The 17,377-nt window shown below is 72.6% G+C and carries 21 protein-coding genes and 1 tRNA gene; 11 read left to right on the top strand and 11 right to left on the bottom strand.

The genetic code is table 11. The annotated features are described in order from the left end of the window. Nucleotides 1-515: 515 nt before the first annotated feature. Genes QSK39_RS26310 through QSK39_RS26295 form a run of 4 tightly spaced genes read left to right on the top strand, consistent with a single transcriptional unit; the run spans nt 516 to nt 3,874 of the window. On the top strand, nt 516-1,907 hold the full coding sequence (locus tag QSK39_RS26310) for a fatty acid desaturase (RefSeq protein ID WP_285480491.1): 1,392 nt from the start codon (nt 516-518) through the stop codon (nt 1,905-1,907). Beyond that, nucleotides 1,907-2,095: a ferredoxin gene (locus QSK39_RS26305; RefSeq protein ID WP_284748710.1), complete on the top strand. Its 189-nt coding sequence runs from the start codon at nt 1,907-1,909 to the stop codon at nt 2,093-2,095. The genes QSK39_RS26310 and QSK39_RS26305 overlap by 1 nt, the downstream gene beginning before the upstream one ends. Further along, nucleotides 2,092-3,246 (top strand): NAD(P)/FAD-dependent oxidoreductase, encoded by a 1,155-nt coding sequence (locus tag QSK39_RS26300; protein ID WP_285480490.1) that lies wholly within the window; start codon nt 2,092-2,094, stop codon nt 3,244-3,246. The genes QSK39_RS26305 and QSK39_RS26300 overlap by 4 nt, the downstream gene beginning before the upstream one ends. A 1-nt stretch (nt 3,247) precedes the next feature. Beyond that, nucleotides 3,248-3,874 carry a TetR/AcrR family transcriptional regulator gene (locus QSK39_RS26295; RefSeq protein ID WP_285480489.1) on the top strand — a complete coding sequence of 209 codons (627 nt, stop codon included), beginning with the start codon at nt 3,248-3,250 and terminating at the stop codon, nt 3,872-3,874. A 1-nt stretch (nt 3,875) separates the two neighbouring features. Here QSK39_RS26295 and QSK39_RS26290 read toward each other — a convergent pair whose 3' ends face one another. The 4 genes from QSK39_RS26290 to QSK39_RS26275 all read right to left on the bottom strand — a co-directional run bounded on the left by QSK39_RS26290 (nt 3,876) and on the right by QSK39_RS26275 (nt 6,802). Beyond that, a complete protein-coding gene (locus QSK39_RS26290; RefSeq protein ID WP_285480488.1) occupies nt 3,876-4,703 on the bottom strand; it encodes a haloalkane dehalogenase in 828 nt (275 codons plus the stop codon). Between the two features lie 11 nt (nt 4,704-4,714). Beyond that, nucleotides 4,715-5,152, bottom strand: a complete 438-nt coding sequence (locus QSK39_RS26285; protein WP_285480487.1) for a MarR family winged helix-turn-helix transcriptional regulator — start codon at nt 5,150-5,152, stop codon at nt 4,715-4,717. Nucleotides 5,153-5,228: 76 nt separating this feature from the next. Further along, entirely contained in the window at nt 5,229-6,434 is a 1,206-nt protein-coding gene (locus tag QSK39_RS26280) for a kynureninase (protein WP_285480914.1), read from the bottom strand. Continuing rightward, nucleotides 6,431-6,802, bottom strand: coding sequence for a DUF5997 family protein (locus tag QSK39_RS26275; RefSeq protein WP_285480486.1), 372 nt, complete (start codon nt 6,800-6,802; stop codon nt 6,431-6,433). The genes QSK39_RS26280 and QSK39_RS26275 overlap by 4 nt, the downstream gene beginning before the upstream one ends. 42 nt (nt 6,803-6,844) lie before the next feature. Between QSK39_RS26275 and QSK39_RS26270 the strand changes: the two genes are divergently transcribed. Continuing rightward, nucleotides 6,845-7,558, top strand: a complete 714-nt coding sequence (locus tag QSK39_RS26270) for a LysR substrate-binding domain-containing protein (RefSeq protein ID WP_285480485.1) — start codon at nt 6,845-6,847, stop codon at nt 7,556-7,558. A gap of 25 nt (nt 7,559-7,583) precedes the next feature. Here the strand turns inward: QSK39_RS26270 and QSK39_RS26265 are convergent, their stop codons facing one another. Continuing rightward, entirely contained in the window at nt 7,584-7,865 is a 282-nt protein-coding gene (locus QSK39_RS26265) for an early set domain-containing protein (RefSeq protein ID WP_285480484.1), read from the bottom strand. 208 nt (nt 7,866-8,073) lie between these two features. On the opposite strand from QSK39_RS26265, the gene QSK39_RS26260 reads away from it, so the two are divergent. After that, nucleotides 8,074-8,589, top strand: coding sequence for a hypothetical protein (locus QSK39_RS26260; protein WP_285480483.1), 516 nt, complete (start codon nt 8,074-8,076; stop codon nt 8,587-8,589). Nucleotides 8,590-9,060: 471 nt separating this feature from the next. Here QSK39_RS26260 and QSK39_RS26255 read toward each other — a convergent pair whose 3' ends face one another. Beyond that, nucleotides 9,061-10,062 (bottom strand): hypothetical protein, encoded by a 1,002-nt coding sequence (locus tag QSK39_RS26255; protein ID WP_285480482.1) that lies wholly within the window; start codon nt 10,060-10,062, stop codon nt 9,061-9,063. A 178-nt stretch (nt 10,063-10,240) separates the two neighbouring features. On the opposite strand from QSK39_RS26255, the gene QSK39_RS26250 reads away from it, so the two are divergent. The 3 genes from QSK39_RS26250 to QSK39_RS26240 all read left to right on the top strand — a co-directional run bounded on the left by QSK39_RS26250 (nt 10,241) and on the right by QSK39_RS26240 (nt 12,662). Beyond that, nucleotides 10,241-11,212: a hypothetical protein gene (locus tag QSK39_RS26250; protein WP_285480481.1), complete on the top strand. Its 972-nt coding sequence runs from the start codon at nt 10,241-10,243 to the stop codon at nt 11,210-11,212. A gap of 62 nt (nt 11,213-11,274) precedes the next feature. Continuing rightward, nucleotides 11,275-12,066 (top strand): metalloregulator ArsR/SmtB family transcription factor, encoded by a 792-nt coding sequence (locus QSK39_RS26245; RefSeq protein ID WP_285480913.1) that lies wholly within the window; start codon nt 11,275-11,277, stop codon nt 12,064-12,066. Between the two features lie 5 nt (nt 12,067-12,071). Then, the gene (locus QSK39_RS26240; protein ID WP_285480480.1) at nt 12,072-12,662 is read left to right on the top strand and encodes a dihydrofolate reductase family protein; all 591 of its coding nucleotides are present in this window, start codon (nt 12,072-12,074) and stop codon (nt 12,660-12,662) included. A gap of 136 nt (nt 12,663-12,798) precedes the next feature. Here QSK39_RS26240 and QSK39_RS26235 read toward each other — a convergent pair. Continuing rightward, a tRNA-Ile gene (locus QSK39_RS26235) sits at nt 12,799-12,872 on the bottom strand. A 162-nt stretch (nt 12,873-13,034) separates the two neighbouring features. Here QSK39_RS26235 and QSK39_RS26230 point away from each other — a divergent pair. Further along, entirely contained in the window at nt 13,035-13,310 is a 276-nt protein-coding gene (locus tag QSK39_RS26230) for a hypothetical protein (protein WP_285480479.1), read from the top strand. Nucleotides 13,311-13,325: 15 nt separating this feature from the next. Here the strand turns inward: QSK39_RS26230 and QSK39_RS26225 are convergent, their stop codons facing one another. From QSK39_RS26225 to QSK39_RS26215, 3 genes are all read right to left on the bottom strand, one after another. Then, the gene (locus QSK39_RS26225) at nt 13,326-13,739 is read right to left on the bottom strand and encodes a hypothetical protein (protein ID WP_285480478.1); all 414 of its coding nucleotides are present in this window, start codon (nt 13,737-13,739) and stop codon (nt 13,326-13,328) included. Between the two features lie 108 nt (nt 13,740-13,847). Beyond that, complete coding sequence (locus QSK39_RS26220) at nt 13,848-14,369, bottom strand: dihydrofolate reductase family protein (RefSeq protein ID WP_285480477.1); 522 nt, start codon at nt 14,367-14,369, stop codon at nt 13,848-13,850. 61 nt (nt 14,370-14,430) lie between these two features. Beyond that, nucleotides 14,431-15,405, bottom strand: coding sequence for a bile acid:sodium symporter family protein (locus QSK39_RS26215; RefSeq protein WP_285480476.1), 975 nt, complete (start codon nt 15,403-15,405; stop codon nt 14,431-14,433). 96 nt (nt 15,406-15,501) lie between these two features. On the opposite strand from QSK39_RS26215, the gene QSK39_RS26210 reads away from it, so the two are divergent. Continuing rightward, nucleotides 15,502-16,335, top strand: coding sequence for a LysR substrate-binding domain-containing protein (locus QSK39_RS26210; RefSeq protein WP_285480475.1), 834 nt, complete (start codon nt 15,502-15,504; stop codon nt 16,333-16,335). Here the strand turns inward: QSK39_RS26210 and QSK39_RS26205 are convergent. Next, a complete protein-coding gene (locus QSK39_RS26205) occupies nt 16,332-17,360 on the bottom strand; it encodes a GlxA family transcriptional regulator (RefSeq protein ID WP_285480474.1) in 1,029 nt (342 codons plus the stop codon). The genes QSK39_RS26210 and QSK39_RS26205 overlap by 4 nt on opposite strands. Nucleotides 17,361-17,377 lie beyond the last annotated feature (17 nt).

The following is a 17,377-nucleotide window of genomic DNA, read 5'->3' as shown; positions in this document are numbered from 1 at the left end:
AAGCGGACACGACGATGGGACACAGCTGCCGCCGTCACCCGTCTTCGCCTCACCCTCCGTGTTGCCGCGGAATCGATCAGGGTCCGTTTTTTACCACGAACCAGTGAGGAGCGGTGGTGCTGACCCGGCCTGCGGACGGTTGTCCGGCGAAGCGCGAACGGTGTTTACCGAGTGCGTCGGGCCGACTACTCCCATTTCCTCTGGTAACGGGCTCGGGCGGTATTTCCGGAGGTTGCACACTGGGCCGAACGGGTGAAAGTGAATTCACCCGACCTGGCGTGTCCTTGGTCCGCGGGCCGGGAAAGAACGGGCACCGCGACTGCCCTGCGCGGCCCCCTTTGTCGGTCCTCCGGCGGCAACACTGCGTGCCGCTCCGACTGGAGATGATCTTCGTCACGACCAGGCGGTCGCGGAGTCCTGGTGATCCGGAACTGGCTTTACATCAGACCCCTTCTTGTCAATCACGATGGACATCGCCTATCGTTCTGTAAACCCAGCCAACGAAGGAGGGTGTGATGAGCGGAGCAACGATCCCCGCCGGGTCGACCGAGCGGTGGCGCGACCGCAAGCGCTACCTGTGGCTCATCGGCCTGGTCGTGCCGTCCCTGGCGTTCCTCGCCATCGGCCTGCACGCGGCGACCGGCTGGGCCGGCTGGTTCTGGATCGGGCCCGTCGTGATCCTCGTGATCGTGCCGCTGATCGACCTGGTCGCCGGCCTGGACCGCAGCAACCCGCCCGACGACGTCCTCGAACGGCTGGAGCGCGACCGCTACTACCGCTGGATCACCTTCGCCTTCCTGCCCGTGCAGTACCTCGGCTTCGCCGCGGCGTTCTGGCTGGTCGCGCACGGCGGCCTGGGCGTCGCCGACAAGATCGGGCTCGCGATCTCCATCGGCTGCATCGGCGGGATCGGCATCAACACCGCGCACGAACTGGGCCACAAGAAGGAAAGCCACGAGCGCTGGCTGTCGAAGATCGCGCTGGCGCAGAGCTTCTACGGCCACTTCTACATCGAGCACAACCGCGGCCACCACGTCCGCGTGGCCACGCCGGAGGACCCGGCGAGCAGCCGCGTCGGCGAAAGCTTCTACCGCTTCTGGCCGCGCACGGTCTTCGGCTCGCTGAAGTCCGCATGGCGCCTGGAGCGCAAGCGCTACGCCCGCCGGGACAAGCACCCGTACCGCCTCGGCAACGACGTCCTCAACGCCTGGCTGATGTCGGCCGTGCTGTGGGCCGCGATGATCGCGTGGCTCGGCGTGGGCGTCCTGCCGTACCTGGTGATCCAGGCCGTCGTCGGGTTCTCGCTGCTCGAGGTCGTCAACTACATGGAGCACTACGGCATGCTGCGGCAGCGCGTCGGCGCGCCCGGGAAGCGCCGCTACGAGCGCGTGGATCCCAGCCACAGCTGGAACTCCAACAACATCGCCACCAACGTCCTGCTCTACCACCTGCAGCGGCACAGCGACCACCACGCCAACCCCACCCGGCGCTACCAGACGCTGCGCGACTTCGCCGAGTCGCCGGTGCTGCCCACCGGGTACGCCGGGATGATCGTGCTCGCGCTGATCCCGCCGGTGTGGCGCCGCGTGATGGACCCGCGGGTGCTAGCCCACTTCGACGGCGATCTCTCCCGGGCCAACCTCCAGCCGGGCAAGCGCGACAAGATCCTCGCGCGCTACGGCACCCGCGTCACCGCGGCCGAGGACCGGGCCGACACCCACGGCGACGCCAGCGAGGGCGGCATGTGCCCGGGCTGCGGCTACGTCTACGACGAGAAGCTCGGCGACCCGCGCGAGGGCTTCCCGGCCGGCACGCCGTGGTCGGCGATCCCGGACTCGTGGTGCTGCCCGGACTGCGGCGTGCGCGAGAAGGTCGACTTCGTCGCGCCGGGCCGGGTGGGTGCGTGATGCGGATCGAAGCGGACCGCGGCAAGTGCGACGGCCTCGGCATGTGCGAGGCGATGGCGCCGGACTTCTTCGAGGTGGGCGACGACGGCACGGTCGTGGTGCTCGACGAGCGCCCCGGCGAGGAACACCGGACCGACGTCGCCGCGGCGGTCGACTCCTGTCCCGTGCTCGCCCTGAAGCTGACATGACGCTGGTCGTCGTCGGTGCGTCGCTGGCCGGGCTGCGCGCGGTGGAGTCCGCGCGCCGCACCGGCTACCGCGGCCGGATCGTGCTGGTCGGCGCCGAGGAGCACCTGCCCTACGACCGGCCGCCGCTGTCGAAGGCGTTCCTGGACGCCGGCGGCCCGGATCACGTCCGGCCGTTCCACCCGGAAACCGTGCTGCGGGACGAACTCGGCGTCGAACTGATGCTGGGCACACCGGCCGAGAGCCTCGACACCGACGCGTGCGAAGTGATGGTCGCGGGCGCGGCCGTGGGGTACGACGCCCTCGTCATCGCCACCGGCGCGACCGCACGCCGGCTCCCCGGAGCGCGCACGCTGCGCACCGCCGAAGACGCCGTCGCGGTGCGCGCCGCACTGGACGACGGCGCCCGCACCGTCGTGGTCGGCGCCGGGTTCATCGGCTCGGAAGTCGCGTCGGCGGCCCGCAAGCGCGGCCTGCCGGTGACGATCGTGGAAGCCTCGGCCGTCCCGCTCGCCCGCGCCGTCGGCGAGGTGGCCGGGGCGGAGCTGGCCGGGCTGCACCACGCGGCCGGCACCGACCTGCGGCTCGCCACCGAGGTCACCGCCGTCGACGGGGGCGGCGTCCGGCTCTCCACTGGCGAGGTCCTCCCTGCGGACCTCGTGGTCGCCGGCATCGGCGCGGCCCCGGCCACCGGGTGGCTCGAGGACAGCGGGCTGACGCTGCACGAGCGTGACCGCGGTGTGGTGTGCGATGCGACGCTGTCCGCCGGAGTGCCGGGCGTCTACGCGGCGGGCGACGTCGCGCACGTCGCGAACCCGCTCTTCGACGGCGAGCCGATGCGGCTCGAGCACTGGACGAACGCGGCCGAGCAGGGTGCGGCCGCCGCCCGGCACGCGCTCGACCCGGCGGCGGCGCGGGCGCTGGCAGCCGTGCCGTACTTCTGGTCCGACTGGTACGGCCACCGGATCCAGTTCGTCGGCACCCCGCGCGCCGACGAGGTGGTGTCCGCGGGCGGGGTGACGTTGTACCGCCGCGGCGACCGGATCGCCGGCGCGCTGACCGTCGACCGGCCGCGCGAGATCATGAAGTACCGCCGCCGCATCGCGGGGCGGGCAGCGTGGGCGGAGGCGCTGGCCTTCGCGGGCGCGGCTTAGGATGGCGACCATGAGTGCGGCACTTCCGGCGGCGCCCGAAGGTGGTCAGCACCGGCAGCCGATCATCACCGCGGCGATCGAGCTGACCGCCCGGTCGGGGTGGTCGTCGGTCACGATGGCCCGCCTGGCCGAGGTCGTCGGGGTCAGCCGCCAGACCGTCTACAACGAGATCGGCTCCAAGACCGCGCTGGCCGAGGCGATGGTCGCGCACGAGCTCGCCCGGTTCCTCTCGGTCGTCGACACGGCTTTCGAGCGGTACCCGGACGACCTCGTCGAGGCGTTCTACGAAGCCGTCCGCGCGGTGCTCGAGCTCGCCGACGACAACCTCCTGCTGCAGGCGATCGCGTCCGCGACGCACGGCACCGCGCACGAGCTCCTCCCGCTGCTCACGACCCAGGCGGGCTCACTGCTGAAGCAGGCGAAGGCGATGCTCGCCACGCGCGTGCCGGCCTACCGGCCCGACCTCACCGACGAGCAGCTCACGGCGGTCATCGACGTCGTGGTCCGCACGGTGCTCAGCCACGTCATGCAGCCGTCGGACACCCCGGCCCGCACGGCCGACGCGCTCGCGTGGGTCGCGGCCCGCGTCCTCGGCCTGGACGCGACCCCGCCGCTGCGGCACCGCTGACTCACCGGAGGGCGTGCCGGTCCAGCCACGCCGAGATCTCGGTGCCGATCTCCTTCGGCCGGTCCTCCTGGGCGTGGTGCCCGGCTTCCCCGCAGGCGACGACGTCGAGCGCGGCGACGTTCCCTTCGCACCACCGCACCAGCTGTTCGCCGATGAGCAGCGTGGGCGAGCCTTCGAAGGTCATGAGCAGCTTCGGCGTGCCGGTGCTGGTCTTCAGCCACTCGTCGTAGGCCTCGATGCGGGGGATCAGCTCGGCCGGCTCGCCGCCGAGCGGCAGCTGCCGCGCCCAGGCGAGGATCGGGCGGCGGCTCTCGGGCGTGGGGAACGGCGCGAGGTACGGCTCGAGATCCGCCACCGGTGTGCGCACCCCGCCGGTGAACGCCTGCCGCACGAACAGGTTCTGCTCCAGCACCATTTCCTCGCCGACGCCCGGCGTGCGGATCTTGCGCGACCGCTCGGCCGCCTGGGGCGACAGGTCGTCCCAGGCCATCGGCTTGAGGATGGTCTCGAAGAACGCGATCCCGCGGACGCGGCCCGGGTGCCGGGCGGCGTGGTCGAAGGCGAGCGCGCCACCCCAGTCGTGGCCGACGAGGACGACGTCGTCCAGGCCGAGTTCGTCGAACCAGGCGTCGAGGTGGCGGGCGTGGTCGGCGAAGGAGTAGCCGATGTCGGGCTTGGGGGAGCGGCCCATGCCGATGAGGTCGGGCGCGAGCAGCCGGCCGCCGCCGACGTGGGGGAGGACGAGGCGCCAGCCGTGCGACGAGCCGGGGTTGCCGTGCAGGAAGACGATCGGGGTGCCGGATCCGGTCTCTTCGAAGTGCAGGGTCATGTCTTGTCCCTTCAGGGATCCAGGGGGGTGTCGAGGAGGAGGGTGAGCTCGCGTGCCAGCGCCGCGGTGCGGTCGCCGTCCCGGCCGCCGAGGGGCGCGAGGAGCCGGTCGAGCAGGTCGGCCACGGTCGCGATCGCGGGCTCGACGACGTCGCGGCCGCGATCGGTGAGGGCCAGCCGGACGGTGCGCGTGTCCGCGGCGTCGCGGGTGCGTTCGACGAGACCGCCGGCGTCGAGCGAGCGCGCCAGCTTCGAGACGTAGAGCGCCTCGAGCCCGGTGTGGTCGGCGAGTTCCCGCTGGCTCGGCGTCGTTCCGGCGCGCTCCAGGCCGAAGAGCGAGGACAGGAAGACGTACTGGGCGTGCGTCAGGCCGACCGGGGCCAGTGCGCGGTCGACGGCCACCCGCCACTTCATCGACAGTCGCCAGACCAGGTGCCCCGGAGTGCTCATGCCAGATACAGTACATGGCTACTAAGTACTTGGCTACTATCTGGCGCGACGCCGGCCGCTGCCGACGCGGTGCGAGTCAGGCGGCGAGTTCGCGGATGCGGTCCATGGCCGCGCGGACCTCGGTGAACCCGGTGGTCAGCGGGCTCAATCCGACGCGGATGCCGTCCGGACGGCGGAAGTCGATCAGCACGCCGTTCTCGATGAGCACCCGGGAAAGCCGTTCGGCGTCCGGGTGGCGCAGGGTGACGTGGCCGCCGCGGCGGGCGTCCTCGCGCGGCGAGGCCACCGTGAAGCCGAGCGGGACGAGCCACTCGTCGGCGAGATCGAGCACCCACCGCCCCAGCGCGACGGCCTTGGCGCGCACGCGCTCGATCCCGGCTTCGGCCAGCAGCGCGACGCCTTCCTGGACGCCCACCATGCCGAGCACCGGCGGCGTGCCGGACAGCGCGCGGCGGATGCCGGGTGCGGGCACGTAGTGCTCGGCCATGCCGAACGTGTCGGCCGCGCCCATCCAGCCGGTGATCGGCTGCCCGAACTCCGCGTGGTGGCGCGAGTTCACGTAGAGGAAGGCGGGCGCGCCGGGCCCGGCGTTGAGGAACTTGTACGTGCAGCCGACGGCGAAGTCGGCGCCGCCGGCGTCCAGCTCGACCGGGATCGAGCCGACGCTGTGGCAGAGGTCCCAGACGGTGAGCGCGCCGCGGTCGTGCACCAGCCGCGTGATGCCCGTGAGGTCCGCGATCGCGGCGCTGCGGTAGTCCACATGGGACAGCACGACGGCCGCGGTGCGCGGCCCGGTGACCGCGGCGACGTCCTCGGCGCGGACGTCACCGCCTTCGATCCACCGCACGGTGTGGCCGAGTTCGGCGGCGACGCTCTCGACGAGGAACCGGTCGGTGGGGAAGTTGGCGGAGTCGGTGACGATCTCGGCGCGCCCCGGCCGGAGCGCGGCCGCCGCCCGCAGCGTCTTGTACAGGCACACGGACGTCGAGTCGGCGACGATGGTCTGGCCGGGCGCCGCGCCGAGCGCGACGCGGCCCAGCTCGTCGCCGATCCGCTCGGGGAGGTCGAGCCAGCGCTCTTCCCAGGACCGGATCAGCCGGGCGCCCCACTGGTCGGCGACGAGCTCCTGCAGCCGTTCGGCCGTCGCGCGCAGGGGACGGCCCAGCGAGTTCCCGTCGAGGTAGGCGACGACGCCGGGGTCGGTGATCGGGACGAAGCGGTCGCGGAACGCGGCCAGCTCGTCCGCGGCGTCGAGGCGCTGCGCCTCCTCGAGCGTGGTCAGTGCTCCTTCTCCTTGACCCGCACGGTTTCCTTGCGCACCTCGGCTTGGGTGGCGCGTTCCCGCACCAGCCAGTCGGGGTTCTCGGTCTTCAGCGCGTCGATCTGCTCGGTGGTGAGCGCCTCGGTGATCCCGCCGCGGCTGAGGCCGCCGATCGAGACGCCCAGCTTCGCCGCGACGACCGGCCGCGGGTGCGGGCCGGTGCGGCGCAGCTCGCGCAGCCACTCGGGCGGCTCGGCCTGCAGCGCGTTCAGCTCGTCGCGCGAGACGACGCCCTCCTGGAACTCCGGGGGCGTGGCTTCGAGGTACACACCCAGCTTCTTCGCCGCCGTCGCGGGCTTCATCGTCTGGGTGGTCTTGTGCGACGTCATGCCGTCCAGGGTAGCCAGCGCCCCGCCCGGTAGCCTGACCCGGTGACCTCGTTCCGTCTCGCGTACGTCCCCGGCGCGACGCCCGCCAAGTGGGTGCGGACGTGGGCCGAGCGGCAGCCGGACGTCCCGCTGGAGCTGGTCCCGGTCGCCGCGGCCGACGCGACGGAGCTGCTCCGGGCGCAGGGCGCGGATGCGGCGCTGCTGCGGTCCCCGATCGACCGTGACGGCCTCCACGCGATCCCGCTCTACACGGAGACGACGGTCGTGGTCGTCGCCAAGGACCACGTCGTCGCGGCGGCGGACGAAGTGTCCACAGCGGACTTGGCCGACGAGGTCGTGCTTTCGCCGCTGGATGACACGATCGAGTGGTCCGCGCTCCCGGGCCGGGCGGCGGTCTCGCGCCCCGAGACGACGGCGGACGCGATCGAGCTGGTGGCCGCGGGGGTGGGGGTGCTGGTGGTCCCGCAGTCCCTGGCCCGCCTCCACCACCGCCGCGACCTGACCTACCGGACGGTGACCGACGCGCCCCAGTCGAGCGTGGCGCTGTCGTGGCTCGAGGACGAGACGACGGACCTGATGGAGACGTTCATCGGCATCGTCCGCGGCCGCACGGTCAACAGCACGCGCGGCCGCCAGCCCGCGCAGGCGGAGAAGAAGCGCCCGGAGCGGAAGCCGGCGGTCGCGAAGTCGGCCGGCAAGCCGGCCCGGCGGGGTGGCGGCGCTCCGAAGCGCGGGAAGCCGCGCCGGAAGTCCTGAACCCCTCGGTTCGTCTCGGTTCGTCTCAGTTCGTCGAGTAGACGCAGTTGCCGTCCGCGCGGTCCGGCAGGTCGGGGTCGTCGAACCACAGGCCGTTCTCGCCGAGGTAGCGGAACTGGATCACGGTGCCCGGCGCCACGTCCACCGACGCCGACCGGCGGCCGTTGGAGCGGGTCGTCAGGTGGTGGCGGCCCGGCGTCCAGTCGTTGAACGATCCCACCACGCTCACGCGCCCGGGTGGTGCCCCGGCGGGGAGGCTGAACGTCACTCGCTGGGTGCCGGCCCGGCTCTTGCTGGTCTTGATCACGCTGCGACGGCCTTTCGGAGAGGGAAAACGAAGGGGGCGTGCTCGGCACTGAGCGCCGACATGATGGCACAGTCGTAACTGTTTGGTCACGCGCAGTGCCCGAAGGAATGACCCAGCCGCTCAACGGTTCGCCACCGACCGGGTGGTCCTGCCGCGAACCATGATCAACTTGCGGTCGGACGTGGATTCCGGTGCGAGACTGTCTGCCGTGACCGTCGCCGTCGATCGTCAAGTCAAGGACCCTTGTGCCTGGCTCAGCGCCGTCACCCTCGAGCTCGCCGGCGCGCACCCGGCCGACACGCGAGGGGTGCTCATGGCGGTGTGGGACGGGCTGGTCGCCGCCCGGCTCGCCGGGCTGCACGCCGCGGGGGCCTCGCCTCGCTGGCGGGCCCGGCAGCACCACGCCGAAGCGGCCGAGTTCGACCTCGCCGTCCAGCTGGCCCGCACCTGCACCGCCGGCCCCGGCCTGGCCATGCCGGCGGGCCTGCCCGGAGCCGCGGTCGCCTGGCCGTTCGCGCGGGCCGACGCCGCCGTCGCGGCGATCATTTCCTTCTGCGCCACGGCCGAAACGATGCTGCGCCGGGCCGGCGAGCTGACCCCGGTGTGGGAGGACAGCCTGCTCGGGCCGGTAGCGCTGACCCGCAGGCTCGCCGACTCCTGGGCGGGCCGCCACACCGGCCGCCCGCTGCGGCTGCCGGTGCCCCCGCCGTCGTGGTGGCGTTGACGGCGGTCGGCCGTCCGTCAGGGGAAGGCTGGGCCGGCCGAACCCGGCACCGGGTGAAAGGAGGCCGGGGTGGCCGGATCAGCTGTCCCGCCCACAAGACTCCCGCGCGCAACCCGAGTGGCGGTGCGCGAGGTGTTGCTGGCCGAGCTGGTATCGGCCGAGACCCGGGCCCGAGCGGCCGGCTGCCCGCCGGAGGTGCTGTTCGAAGAGCTGGACGCCCGCCTGCGCACAGCGGTAGAGGAAAGCCGCGACGCGGGATCGCGCCCGGCGGCGGGGGACCCGGGCGATGTCGTCGGGCCCGCATGCGCGCACCCGCGTTCGGCGGCCCACGGCCGGGATGCGGGACCGCGCCCACCGGCCGGTTGCCGGGAGCTGGCCGATGCTGTCGGGCCCGCTCGGTACGGGCAACCCCGCTGGGCGCCCGAGGATGCGGTCAGCTCCAGCCGGCCCCCTCGGCACCCGAACCCGGGCTCAGCGGCCGAGGACAGCCAAGACCGTCGTCACGATCCGGTCGAGCCGGGCCTCGTCGGCGAGAGCCGTGGCTAACCAATCGTCGCGGGCGGATCCGTTGTGCGGCAATCGGTCGAGCGCGTCTCCGCCCGATCCGAACACTCGCCGGACCACCGTCGCGACCGCCGTCGGCGGGTCCTCGCCGCGGTCCAGCCGCCTCTCGATCGCGCGCAGTGCCTGCTCGGCCCGGGCCGCGAGCCGGGCGTCGTCGGTCTCCTCGGGGCCCACGAGCCGCAGTGGGGCCGGCTCGGCCGCGCTGTCCGCCGGCATCGGCGCCACCGGTGCCCGCTTGTGCCCCAGCGGGCGCTCGACGTGCTCGGCGTACCACTTCGGCTTGGTGCCCATGGCGGCCAGGACCGTCCGCACCTCGCGGTCGAGCGTGTCGCGCGTGTCGTGGCCGCCCGGCGGCGCCCCGGTGACCTCGGCGCGGCGCGCCCCCCAGCCGTCCAGCGGCCACAGCTCGGCACCCGCGGTCGCCGGCACCCCGGCCCACACCAGGATCTGGACGGCGAGGTCGCACAGCCACGGGTCGCCGCCGAGGGCCTCGCCCAGCCAGGCCGGCAGGCGAGGCCGTTGCAGGGCCCCGATCTCGCCGCGCCGCCGCCGGTGCGCGTCGACCGTCGCCGGGCTCAGCCGGGTCGCCAGCCAGCCGTCGAAGTTGTCGATCGGGTCCGTCGCGCGCCGCAAAGCGTGCTCGACGACGGCTTCGACGTCGTCGTGGAACCGGTCGAGGCAGTCGGGCCGCAGCCATTCGAGCCCGCGGGCGCAGTCCGGGTGCCGGCGCTGCCGCTCCAGCGGCTTGGTGATCCGGGCGAAGACCAGTGGCCAGGCGATGCTGTAGACCGCGCCGCGCAGGCGGGCGAGTTCGCCGGGCGGGGCGGCCGCCGCCGAGTCCGCGAGCCGGCCGTCGCGGGCCAGCTGCCGGACGTCCGCGACGGCGGCCGGAAAGGTGGTGTCGAGCAACTCGTCCTCCCCGATGTCGTCGACGGGGAAATGGTCGGTCAGCGGAGGAACAGGAAAAGGCCGCCGCCTGGCCGAATCACGCCGGAACTGGCCAGCGGCTGGCCACCCGGGAATCACCTGATCGGCGCAGCCCGCACCGCCGATCGCGCGGAAGTCCGCGTGTCACAATCGAAATCCCATGGCATACGAGGACGGGTTGCTCCGCGAACTCACCACTTTGCGCCGCGGCTGGGGATTGGAAACCGAACGGCTGCGGAGCCGGCTCGGGCCGCTCGTTTCCGGCTGGTGTGAAATTCACCGGACGGCCAACGACCGCGAAGCGCGGCGCGTCCTGCGCGACGCCATTTCCGCCGCGATCGCCGAATTCCCGGCCGACGACCAGCTCGCGGTCAACGTCGCGCTCGGCATCGCCCCCGGCGCGCAGCACGCGTTGCTCAGCGACCGCGTCGGGGTCCTCGCCGACCGGTTGCGGGTGTCCGACCGCACGGCCCGGCGCCGGATCGACCGGTCGTTCGTGCGCCTGGCCGCCGAGATCGAAGCCGGCCTGCGCCCCGGCGACGGGGTGCCCGACGATCCCGACCAGGGCTGGTTCGTCAAGCGGCTCCGGGCGATCCTGCGGCTGGACACCGCCGAGCCGGAGCTGATCGAGGAACGGCAGATCGTCGCGACGCGCGACGGGCTGAGCCGGATCTCCGCGCAGTTCACCGTGCCCCGCGTCGAGGACGGCGGCGACGGCGAACGGCGGGTGGCCGCCGACGCCCAGCAGGGCGTCCGGATCACCGACGCCCAGCGGATGGGGCAGCGGCACTTCCGCTGGCTGCTCGACCTCCCGCGGCCCCTGGCGCGCGGCGACACCCACACCTACGCCCTGGTCATCCGGATCCGGGACGGCCTGCCCATCCGGCCGTCGTACACGTTCGTACCGCTGGTGACGTGCGAGTCGTTCACCGTGCGGGTCCGGTTCGACCCCCAGCGGCTGCCGTGGACGGTGTGGCGCGTGGACCGGGTCCCGCCCTCGGTGCTCGCCGACCCGGCCAAGCCGGGCCCGGCGCTTTCCCTCGACGGCGCGTGCGAGGTGGCGCAGGAGTTCACCGCGCCACAGCTGGGTTACGCCTACGGACTGCGCTGGGTGGCCTCGGAAAGTCCCTGAGTGATATTCCTTGACATGAATATTCTGTGATCTGAATACTCCGTGTTGTGGACGGAATGGCTGTGGACGGAATCGCGGCAGCACTGGGGGACGCGGCGCGGTGGCGCCTCGTCGAGCTGCTCGCCGAGCGTCCCCGGTCGGTCGGGGAGCTGGCCGAGCTGACCGGCCTGCGGCAGCCGCAGACCTCCAAGCACCTCCAGACCCTCGCCCGCGCCGGGCTCGTCACCGTGTTCCCGCTGGGGCAGCGTCGCGTCTACGCCCTCGAATCCGAGCCGCTGGCGGCGTTCGCGGGCCGGCTGGCGGAGCTGGCGAAGGCGACCGAAGCGCACCAGGGCGAGCGGGACGTCGTCGCGCGGTACCGCGCGGCCGTCGACGCGGAGTCCGCGGCGGCGGATCGCGACTTGTGGGCGGACGGGCGGGAGTTCGCGTTCGAGCGGCTGCTGGCGGTGCCGCGGGATCTCGTCTGGCGGCACTGGACCGACCCGGCGCTGCTGGCGTCGTGGTGGGTTCCGCCGTCGATGACGGTCACCGCCTGCGTCCTCGAGCCGCGGCCCGGCGGACGTGCGGTGCTCGCCTACCGCGACGCCGACGGCGAGTACCACGCCGAAGGGTGGGTCCGGCTCGCGGCGGAGCCCGGGCGGCTCGCGTTCGACCTCGCGGTGACCGGCGAGGCGTCCTTCACCGGGCACTACGACCTCGAGCTCGCGTCGGTGCCCGGCGGGACCCGGCTGCGGCTGGGCCTGCGCGTCACCGCGACGACGGTCGGGGCCGCTGCCGCCATCGCCGGTCTCGAAACCGGCTGGGACCAGGTGCTCGACCACCTCACCGACGTGCTCACCGAAGGAAAGGGCTGATCACCATGAGCGAGCGCAGGGTCACCGCGAACCTGAGCCTCACGCTCGACGGGCGTTACCACGGCCCGGGCGGGCCCGGCGACATGGGCGCGATCGTTTCGTACGCGACGACCGAGGTCGCGCGGCGTCACCTGGCGCGTATCCGGGAGGGTGCGACGACGGCGGTGCTCGGGCGTCGCAACGCGGAGGGTTTCCTGGGTTTCTGGCCGGCGGTCGCCGCCGACGAGAACGCCGACCCGCGTGACCGCGGTTACGCGAAGTGGCTGGTGGGCGCGGAAAAGGTGGTGTTCTCGACGACGTTGACCGAGGTGCCGTGGGAGCGCACGCGGGTGGTGAACGCCCCGGCCGCGGAGGTCGTCGCGGACCTGAAGTCCACCGGATCGGGTGACATTCTGGTCAACAGCAGTGCGAGCGTCATCAAGGCGTTGCTGGCAGCGGACCTGGTCGACCGGCTGTATTTGATGGTCTGCCCGGAGATCGCGGGCGGCGGGCCCAGGCTGTTCGACGACGGTCTCCCGGCGACGAAGTGGCGGCTGGCCCACCACGAAGCGGGCGAGCTGGGCGAGACGGCCTCGGTCTACGACCGAGCCCGCTGACGTCCTATGTGGACCCGCAGCGGACATGCCAACGCAACCACCACGTGCCGGGGGTCCGGGGGTTGTCCCCCGGGAGTGATCACCACCCGATGCTGGCGAAGGTGCGTCAGCACCGAGCAAGATCAGGCCGATCGGGTGGGGCGGGCGGGGCTCGAACCCGCGGCCAAGGGATTATGAGTCCCCTGCTCTAACCAACTGAGCTACCGCCCCCGGATTTGCGTTCGCACAGAAGACTCAGTTCGCTTCAAGTTATCACAGCGGCCATCCGGGGAGATCCGGTAGGCCAAACAGGTTGAAGTGGCCACCGACCGGCCCAAGCTCGTCTACGTTGCAAGGGCGTCGCCGCTGAACGGAACGGCGGGAGGGTGGTCGATGGTCACGGCACCGCGAGCCTCCCGGCACGCTCCGCACGCACTCCGGCTGGCGCTGCTGGACGCGGTCATCGCCGGGGCGGGCATGGGCTACCTGGCACACCAGTACCGGGAGGCGCTCGTGGCGAACCTCGCGGCCATCGGCCTGGCGTTGCTGTTCACGTTCGCAGTCGGGTACGTGATCCGCGCGGCGGCAAGGGTCCTGCGCCGCGCGAACCGGCGCGTGGACGCGATTTTCGCCGAGGAACTGCGGAAGCCGTCGCCCAAGCCGCGGTGAGGGTGCGGATTCCACTCAGGTTCCGCCGCCGGTCTGGGTGGTCGGCGGCGGTGCCGTGGTCGTGGTGGTCGGCGGTGGTGTCGTCTGGGGCGTCGTGGTGGGCGGCGCCGCCGAACCGTAAGCCGCGTAGGTGAACCAGATCTGGCCGAACGCCTTCGGAGTGGTCTGCGAGAACATCGCCCGCACCTGGAACGTGGTCGCGGTGGCGGAGCCCAGCACCGTGTTGAGCACGAACCCGTTGAACGCGCTCGGCGTGTTCGGCGAGACCACGACCGCCTCCGGCACCTTGCCGAGGCTGTGCGTCACGGTGCAGAAGCCGTTGCCGTCGGTCACGCAGGTGGCCTGCGCCGCCTGGACGACCGGCGCCGGCGACGGCCCGACCGCGGCCGAGGACCACCGCGTCCACTTCCCGCAGCCGGCGCTGAGCACGGGCAGCGTGGTCTTCCAGGGCTACACCGTCTTCGGCAACTGCCTGTACACAGTGGACGGTGAAACACCGCCACGGTGCGGAGCTGCGCGCTGACGAAGGCCGGTGACTCACGCGACCCGGTACCAGAACGTGCCGATCGGCCCGGTGCTGCTCAGCTCCAGGGGCTCGAGCCGCACCCGGGTGCCGCCCGGGTGGTCGAACAGCCGGACGCCGTCGCCGAGGAGGATCGGGGCCACGTGCACCAGCACCTCGTCCAGCAGACCGGCTTCCAGGCAGCGTCGGGCCGTCGTGGCGCCCAGCACCGCGACGTACCCGTCGCCCGCCGCCGACGATGCCGCTGTCACCGCTTTGCCCAGGTCGTCGACCAGGGTGAAGCCCGGCGAAGGCGCGGCCGAGCGGGTCACCACGAAGATCGGGCCCTCCCAGCGGCCGCCGTACACCTTGCCCTCGGCCGCCGTCGCCGGTGCGTACGTGTTGTGCCCCATCACGATCGCCCCGATCTCGCCGAGCAGCCGCTCGGCGAGCGGGTTCGGCCCGGCGGGCAGGCCGGACAGCCACGTCATGTCGTCGCCCACGCCGGCGACGAAGCCGTCGAGGGACATCGTGATGTGGTAGAGGACCTTGGCCATGGGTGCCGCCTTCCGGTAGGGATCACCGGTACCGACTGCGGCCGCCCGGGAAACTCATCGGTCAGGCGGGCACGAGTTCCGGCGACGCCGAAAGCGCGTACCGGCGGGCCAGCGTCGCGCACACGATCAGCTGGATCTGGTGGAACAGCATCAGCGGCAGCACGATCAGCCCCACCTGTGCGTGCCCGAACAGCACCGTCGCCATCGGCAGCCCGCTCGCCAGGCTCTTCTTCGACCCGCAGAACACGATCGTGATCCGGTCGGCGCGGGCGAAGCCCAGCAGCCGGGCGCCCCAGCCGGTCGCGCCCAGCACCGCCGCGAGCAGTACGCAGCACAGCAGCACGAGCACCAGCAGGTGCCCGACGTCGAGCCGGTGCCAGATGCCCTCGACCATGCCCGCGCTGAACGCCGTGTAGACGACGAGCAGGATCGACCCGCGGTCGAACAGCTTGAGCGGCGCCGAATTCCGCGTGATCCAGTCGCCGATCCAGCGCCGCGCGAGCTGGCCCGCGACGAACGGCGCCAGCAGCTGCAGCACGATCCCGAGCACGGCCGACCCGTCGACACCGGCGCCGTCCCCGGACAGCAGCAGCGCCACCAGCAACGGCGTCAGCACGATCCCGGCCAGGTTGGACAGCGACGCGCTGCAGATCGCCGCCGCGACGTTGCCGCGGGCGATCGAGGTGAACGCGATCGACGACTGCACGGTCGAAGGCAGCACGGCCAGGAACAGCACGCCGGCGGCGAGCTGGGCGGGCAGCACCGACGACGGCAGCAGGAACAGCGCCAGGCCGAGCAGCGGGAAGAGGACGAACGTCGCAGCCAGCACGACCGCGTGCAGCCGCCAGTGCCGCAGCCCGTCGACGGCTTCCTGGGTGGACAACCGGGCGCCGTAAAGGAAGAACAGCAACCCGACGGCGATCGTGGTGGCCGTGCCGAAACCGTCGGCGACGACGCCCGAGGCGGGCAGCAGCGTGGCGATCCCGACGGTGGCGAGGATGGCGACGACGAACGGGTCGAGACGTAACCGGGACATGGATCTCCTTCCACGGCAATTCTCGGCGACCGCGCGCTCATTGTGAACCCCGATGACCGGACTGACTGTCATCGCGGATCGCGATAAAGTGGCCGGGTGCTGGACCCACGCCTGTGCCGTTCGTTCCTCGCCGTCGCCGAGACGCGCAGCTTCACCGCGGCCGCGCGGCGGCTGGGGGTCGGCCAGCCGACGGTCAGCCAGCACGTCCGGCGCCTCGAGCGCGACTCGGGCGGGCTGCTCTTCGCCCGCGACACCCACACCGTCGAGCTCACCGCGCGCGGGCAGGCGATGCTGGGGTTCGCCCAGACGATCGTCGACACCGAAGAGCGGGCCGAGCGGCACTTCCGCGGCGCCGAGCTGCGTGGCCGCGTGCGCTTCGGCGTCTCGGAGGACTTCGCGCTCGGCGAGCTGCCGGAGATCCTGCACCGGCTGCGCCGCAGCCACCCGCTGGTGGACGTCGAGCTGACCGTCGAGCTCTCGGACGTCCTCGCGCAGCGGCTGCGTGCCGGCCAGCTGGACCTGGTGCTGGGCAAGCGCCGCCCGGGCGCGCACCACGGCCGGCTGCTCTGGCGGGAGCCGCTGGTCTGGATCGGCTCGGCGGCGACGGTGCTGGAGCCCGGCCAGCCGGTGCCGCTGGTGCAGTACCCGATGCCCTCGATCACGCGGCAGCTCGCCGTGGAGTGCCTCGAACGCGCCGGGCTGGAGTGGCGGGCCGCGTGCCAGACGTCGAGCCTCACCGGCCTGCGGGCCGCGGCGGCGGCCGGGCTCGGTGTCACCCTGCACGCGCGCAGCCTGGTGCCCGCCGACCTCGTCGAGCTCGACGGCCTGCCCGAGCCCGGCGAGATCGAGTTCATGTTGCTGTCGCGGGAATCCCAGGAGGGACCGGCGGCGGCGCTGGAGGAGTTCGTCCTGGACAGCGTGCGGCGCTAGGCCGGTTCGACCCGGAACCGCTCGCGGTACTCGCCCGGCGTCGTGTTCACCGTCCGGCGGAACGCCCGGGTCAGCGTGGACACCGTGCCGAACCCGCAGGTACCGGCGATGCGCGAGAGCGTGTCGTCGGTGGTTTCCAGCCGCTGGCGGGCCGCCTCGACCCGCGCGTGCTCGACGTAGGCGGCGGGCGTCATGCCCAGCTCGGCCTTGAACACGCGCGTGATCTGCCGGTCGGTCAGGTGGACCCGGGCGGCGAGCTCGGTCACCGTGAGCGCGTCGGCGAGGTGGGCGGCGATGTACTGGCGCAGCTCGTCGACGCGCCGGGTCGCCGACGCCGGTTCGATGCCCACGCTGAACTGGCTCTGCCCGCCCGGTCGCCGGAGGAACATGACGAGCTGGCGGGCGACCCGGGACGCCGGCCCGGGCCCGAAGTCGTCCGCGACCAGCGCCAGGGCGAGGTCCAGGCAGGCACTCAGCCCGGCCCCGGTCCACACGCTGCCGTCGCGGATGAAGATCGGGTCGGCGTCGACGGTGACCCCGGGGTGGTCCGCGGCGAGCTGCCGGGCGGTGGACCAGTGCGTGGTGGCGCGCTTGCCGTCGAGCAGCCCGGCGGCCGCCAGCAGGTGCGCCCCGACGCAGACGGACGCCACCCGGCGGGCCTGGCCGGCCAGCTTGCGCACGGTCTCGACCACGGCCGGGTCGCACCGGGCGACGATCTCCCGGTTCGCCCCGACGGTCACCGCGCCCGGCACGACCAGGCTGTCGATCGGCGTGCCGGCCAGGTCCTCGAAGGTGATGTCGGGCAGCACACGCACCCCGGCGGAGGTGGTCACCGGGTCCGGCGTCTCGGCGGCGAGGAGCACGCGGTAGCCCGAGGGACGGTCCAGTTCCCGGTGCAGCAGCGAGAAAACCTCGGCGGGGCCGGTCACGTCGAGCAGGTCGACCCGGTCGAAGAGGACGACCACGACCAGCCGCTCGGGGTGCTCCATCACGTTCCGTTCCGTGTCGGTTTCTGCGTCGAGCATGTCATTGCCGACACTTC

Source organism: Amycolatopsis sp. NBRC 101858 (assembly GCF_030269325.1).
Taxonomy (GTDB): Bacteria; Actinomycetota; Actinomycetes; order Mycobacteriales; family Pseudonocardiaceae; genus Amycolatopsis; species Amycolatopsis ponsaeliensis.
The sequence above is the reverse complement of the archived record's forward strand: the minus strand, read 5'-3'. Positions and strand labels throughout refer to the sequence as shown.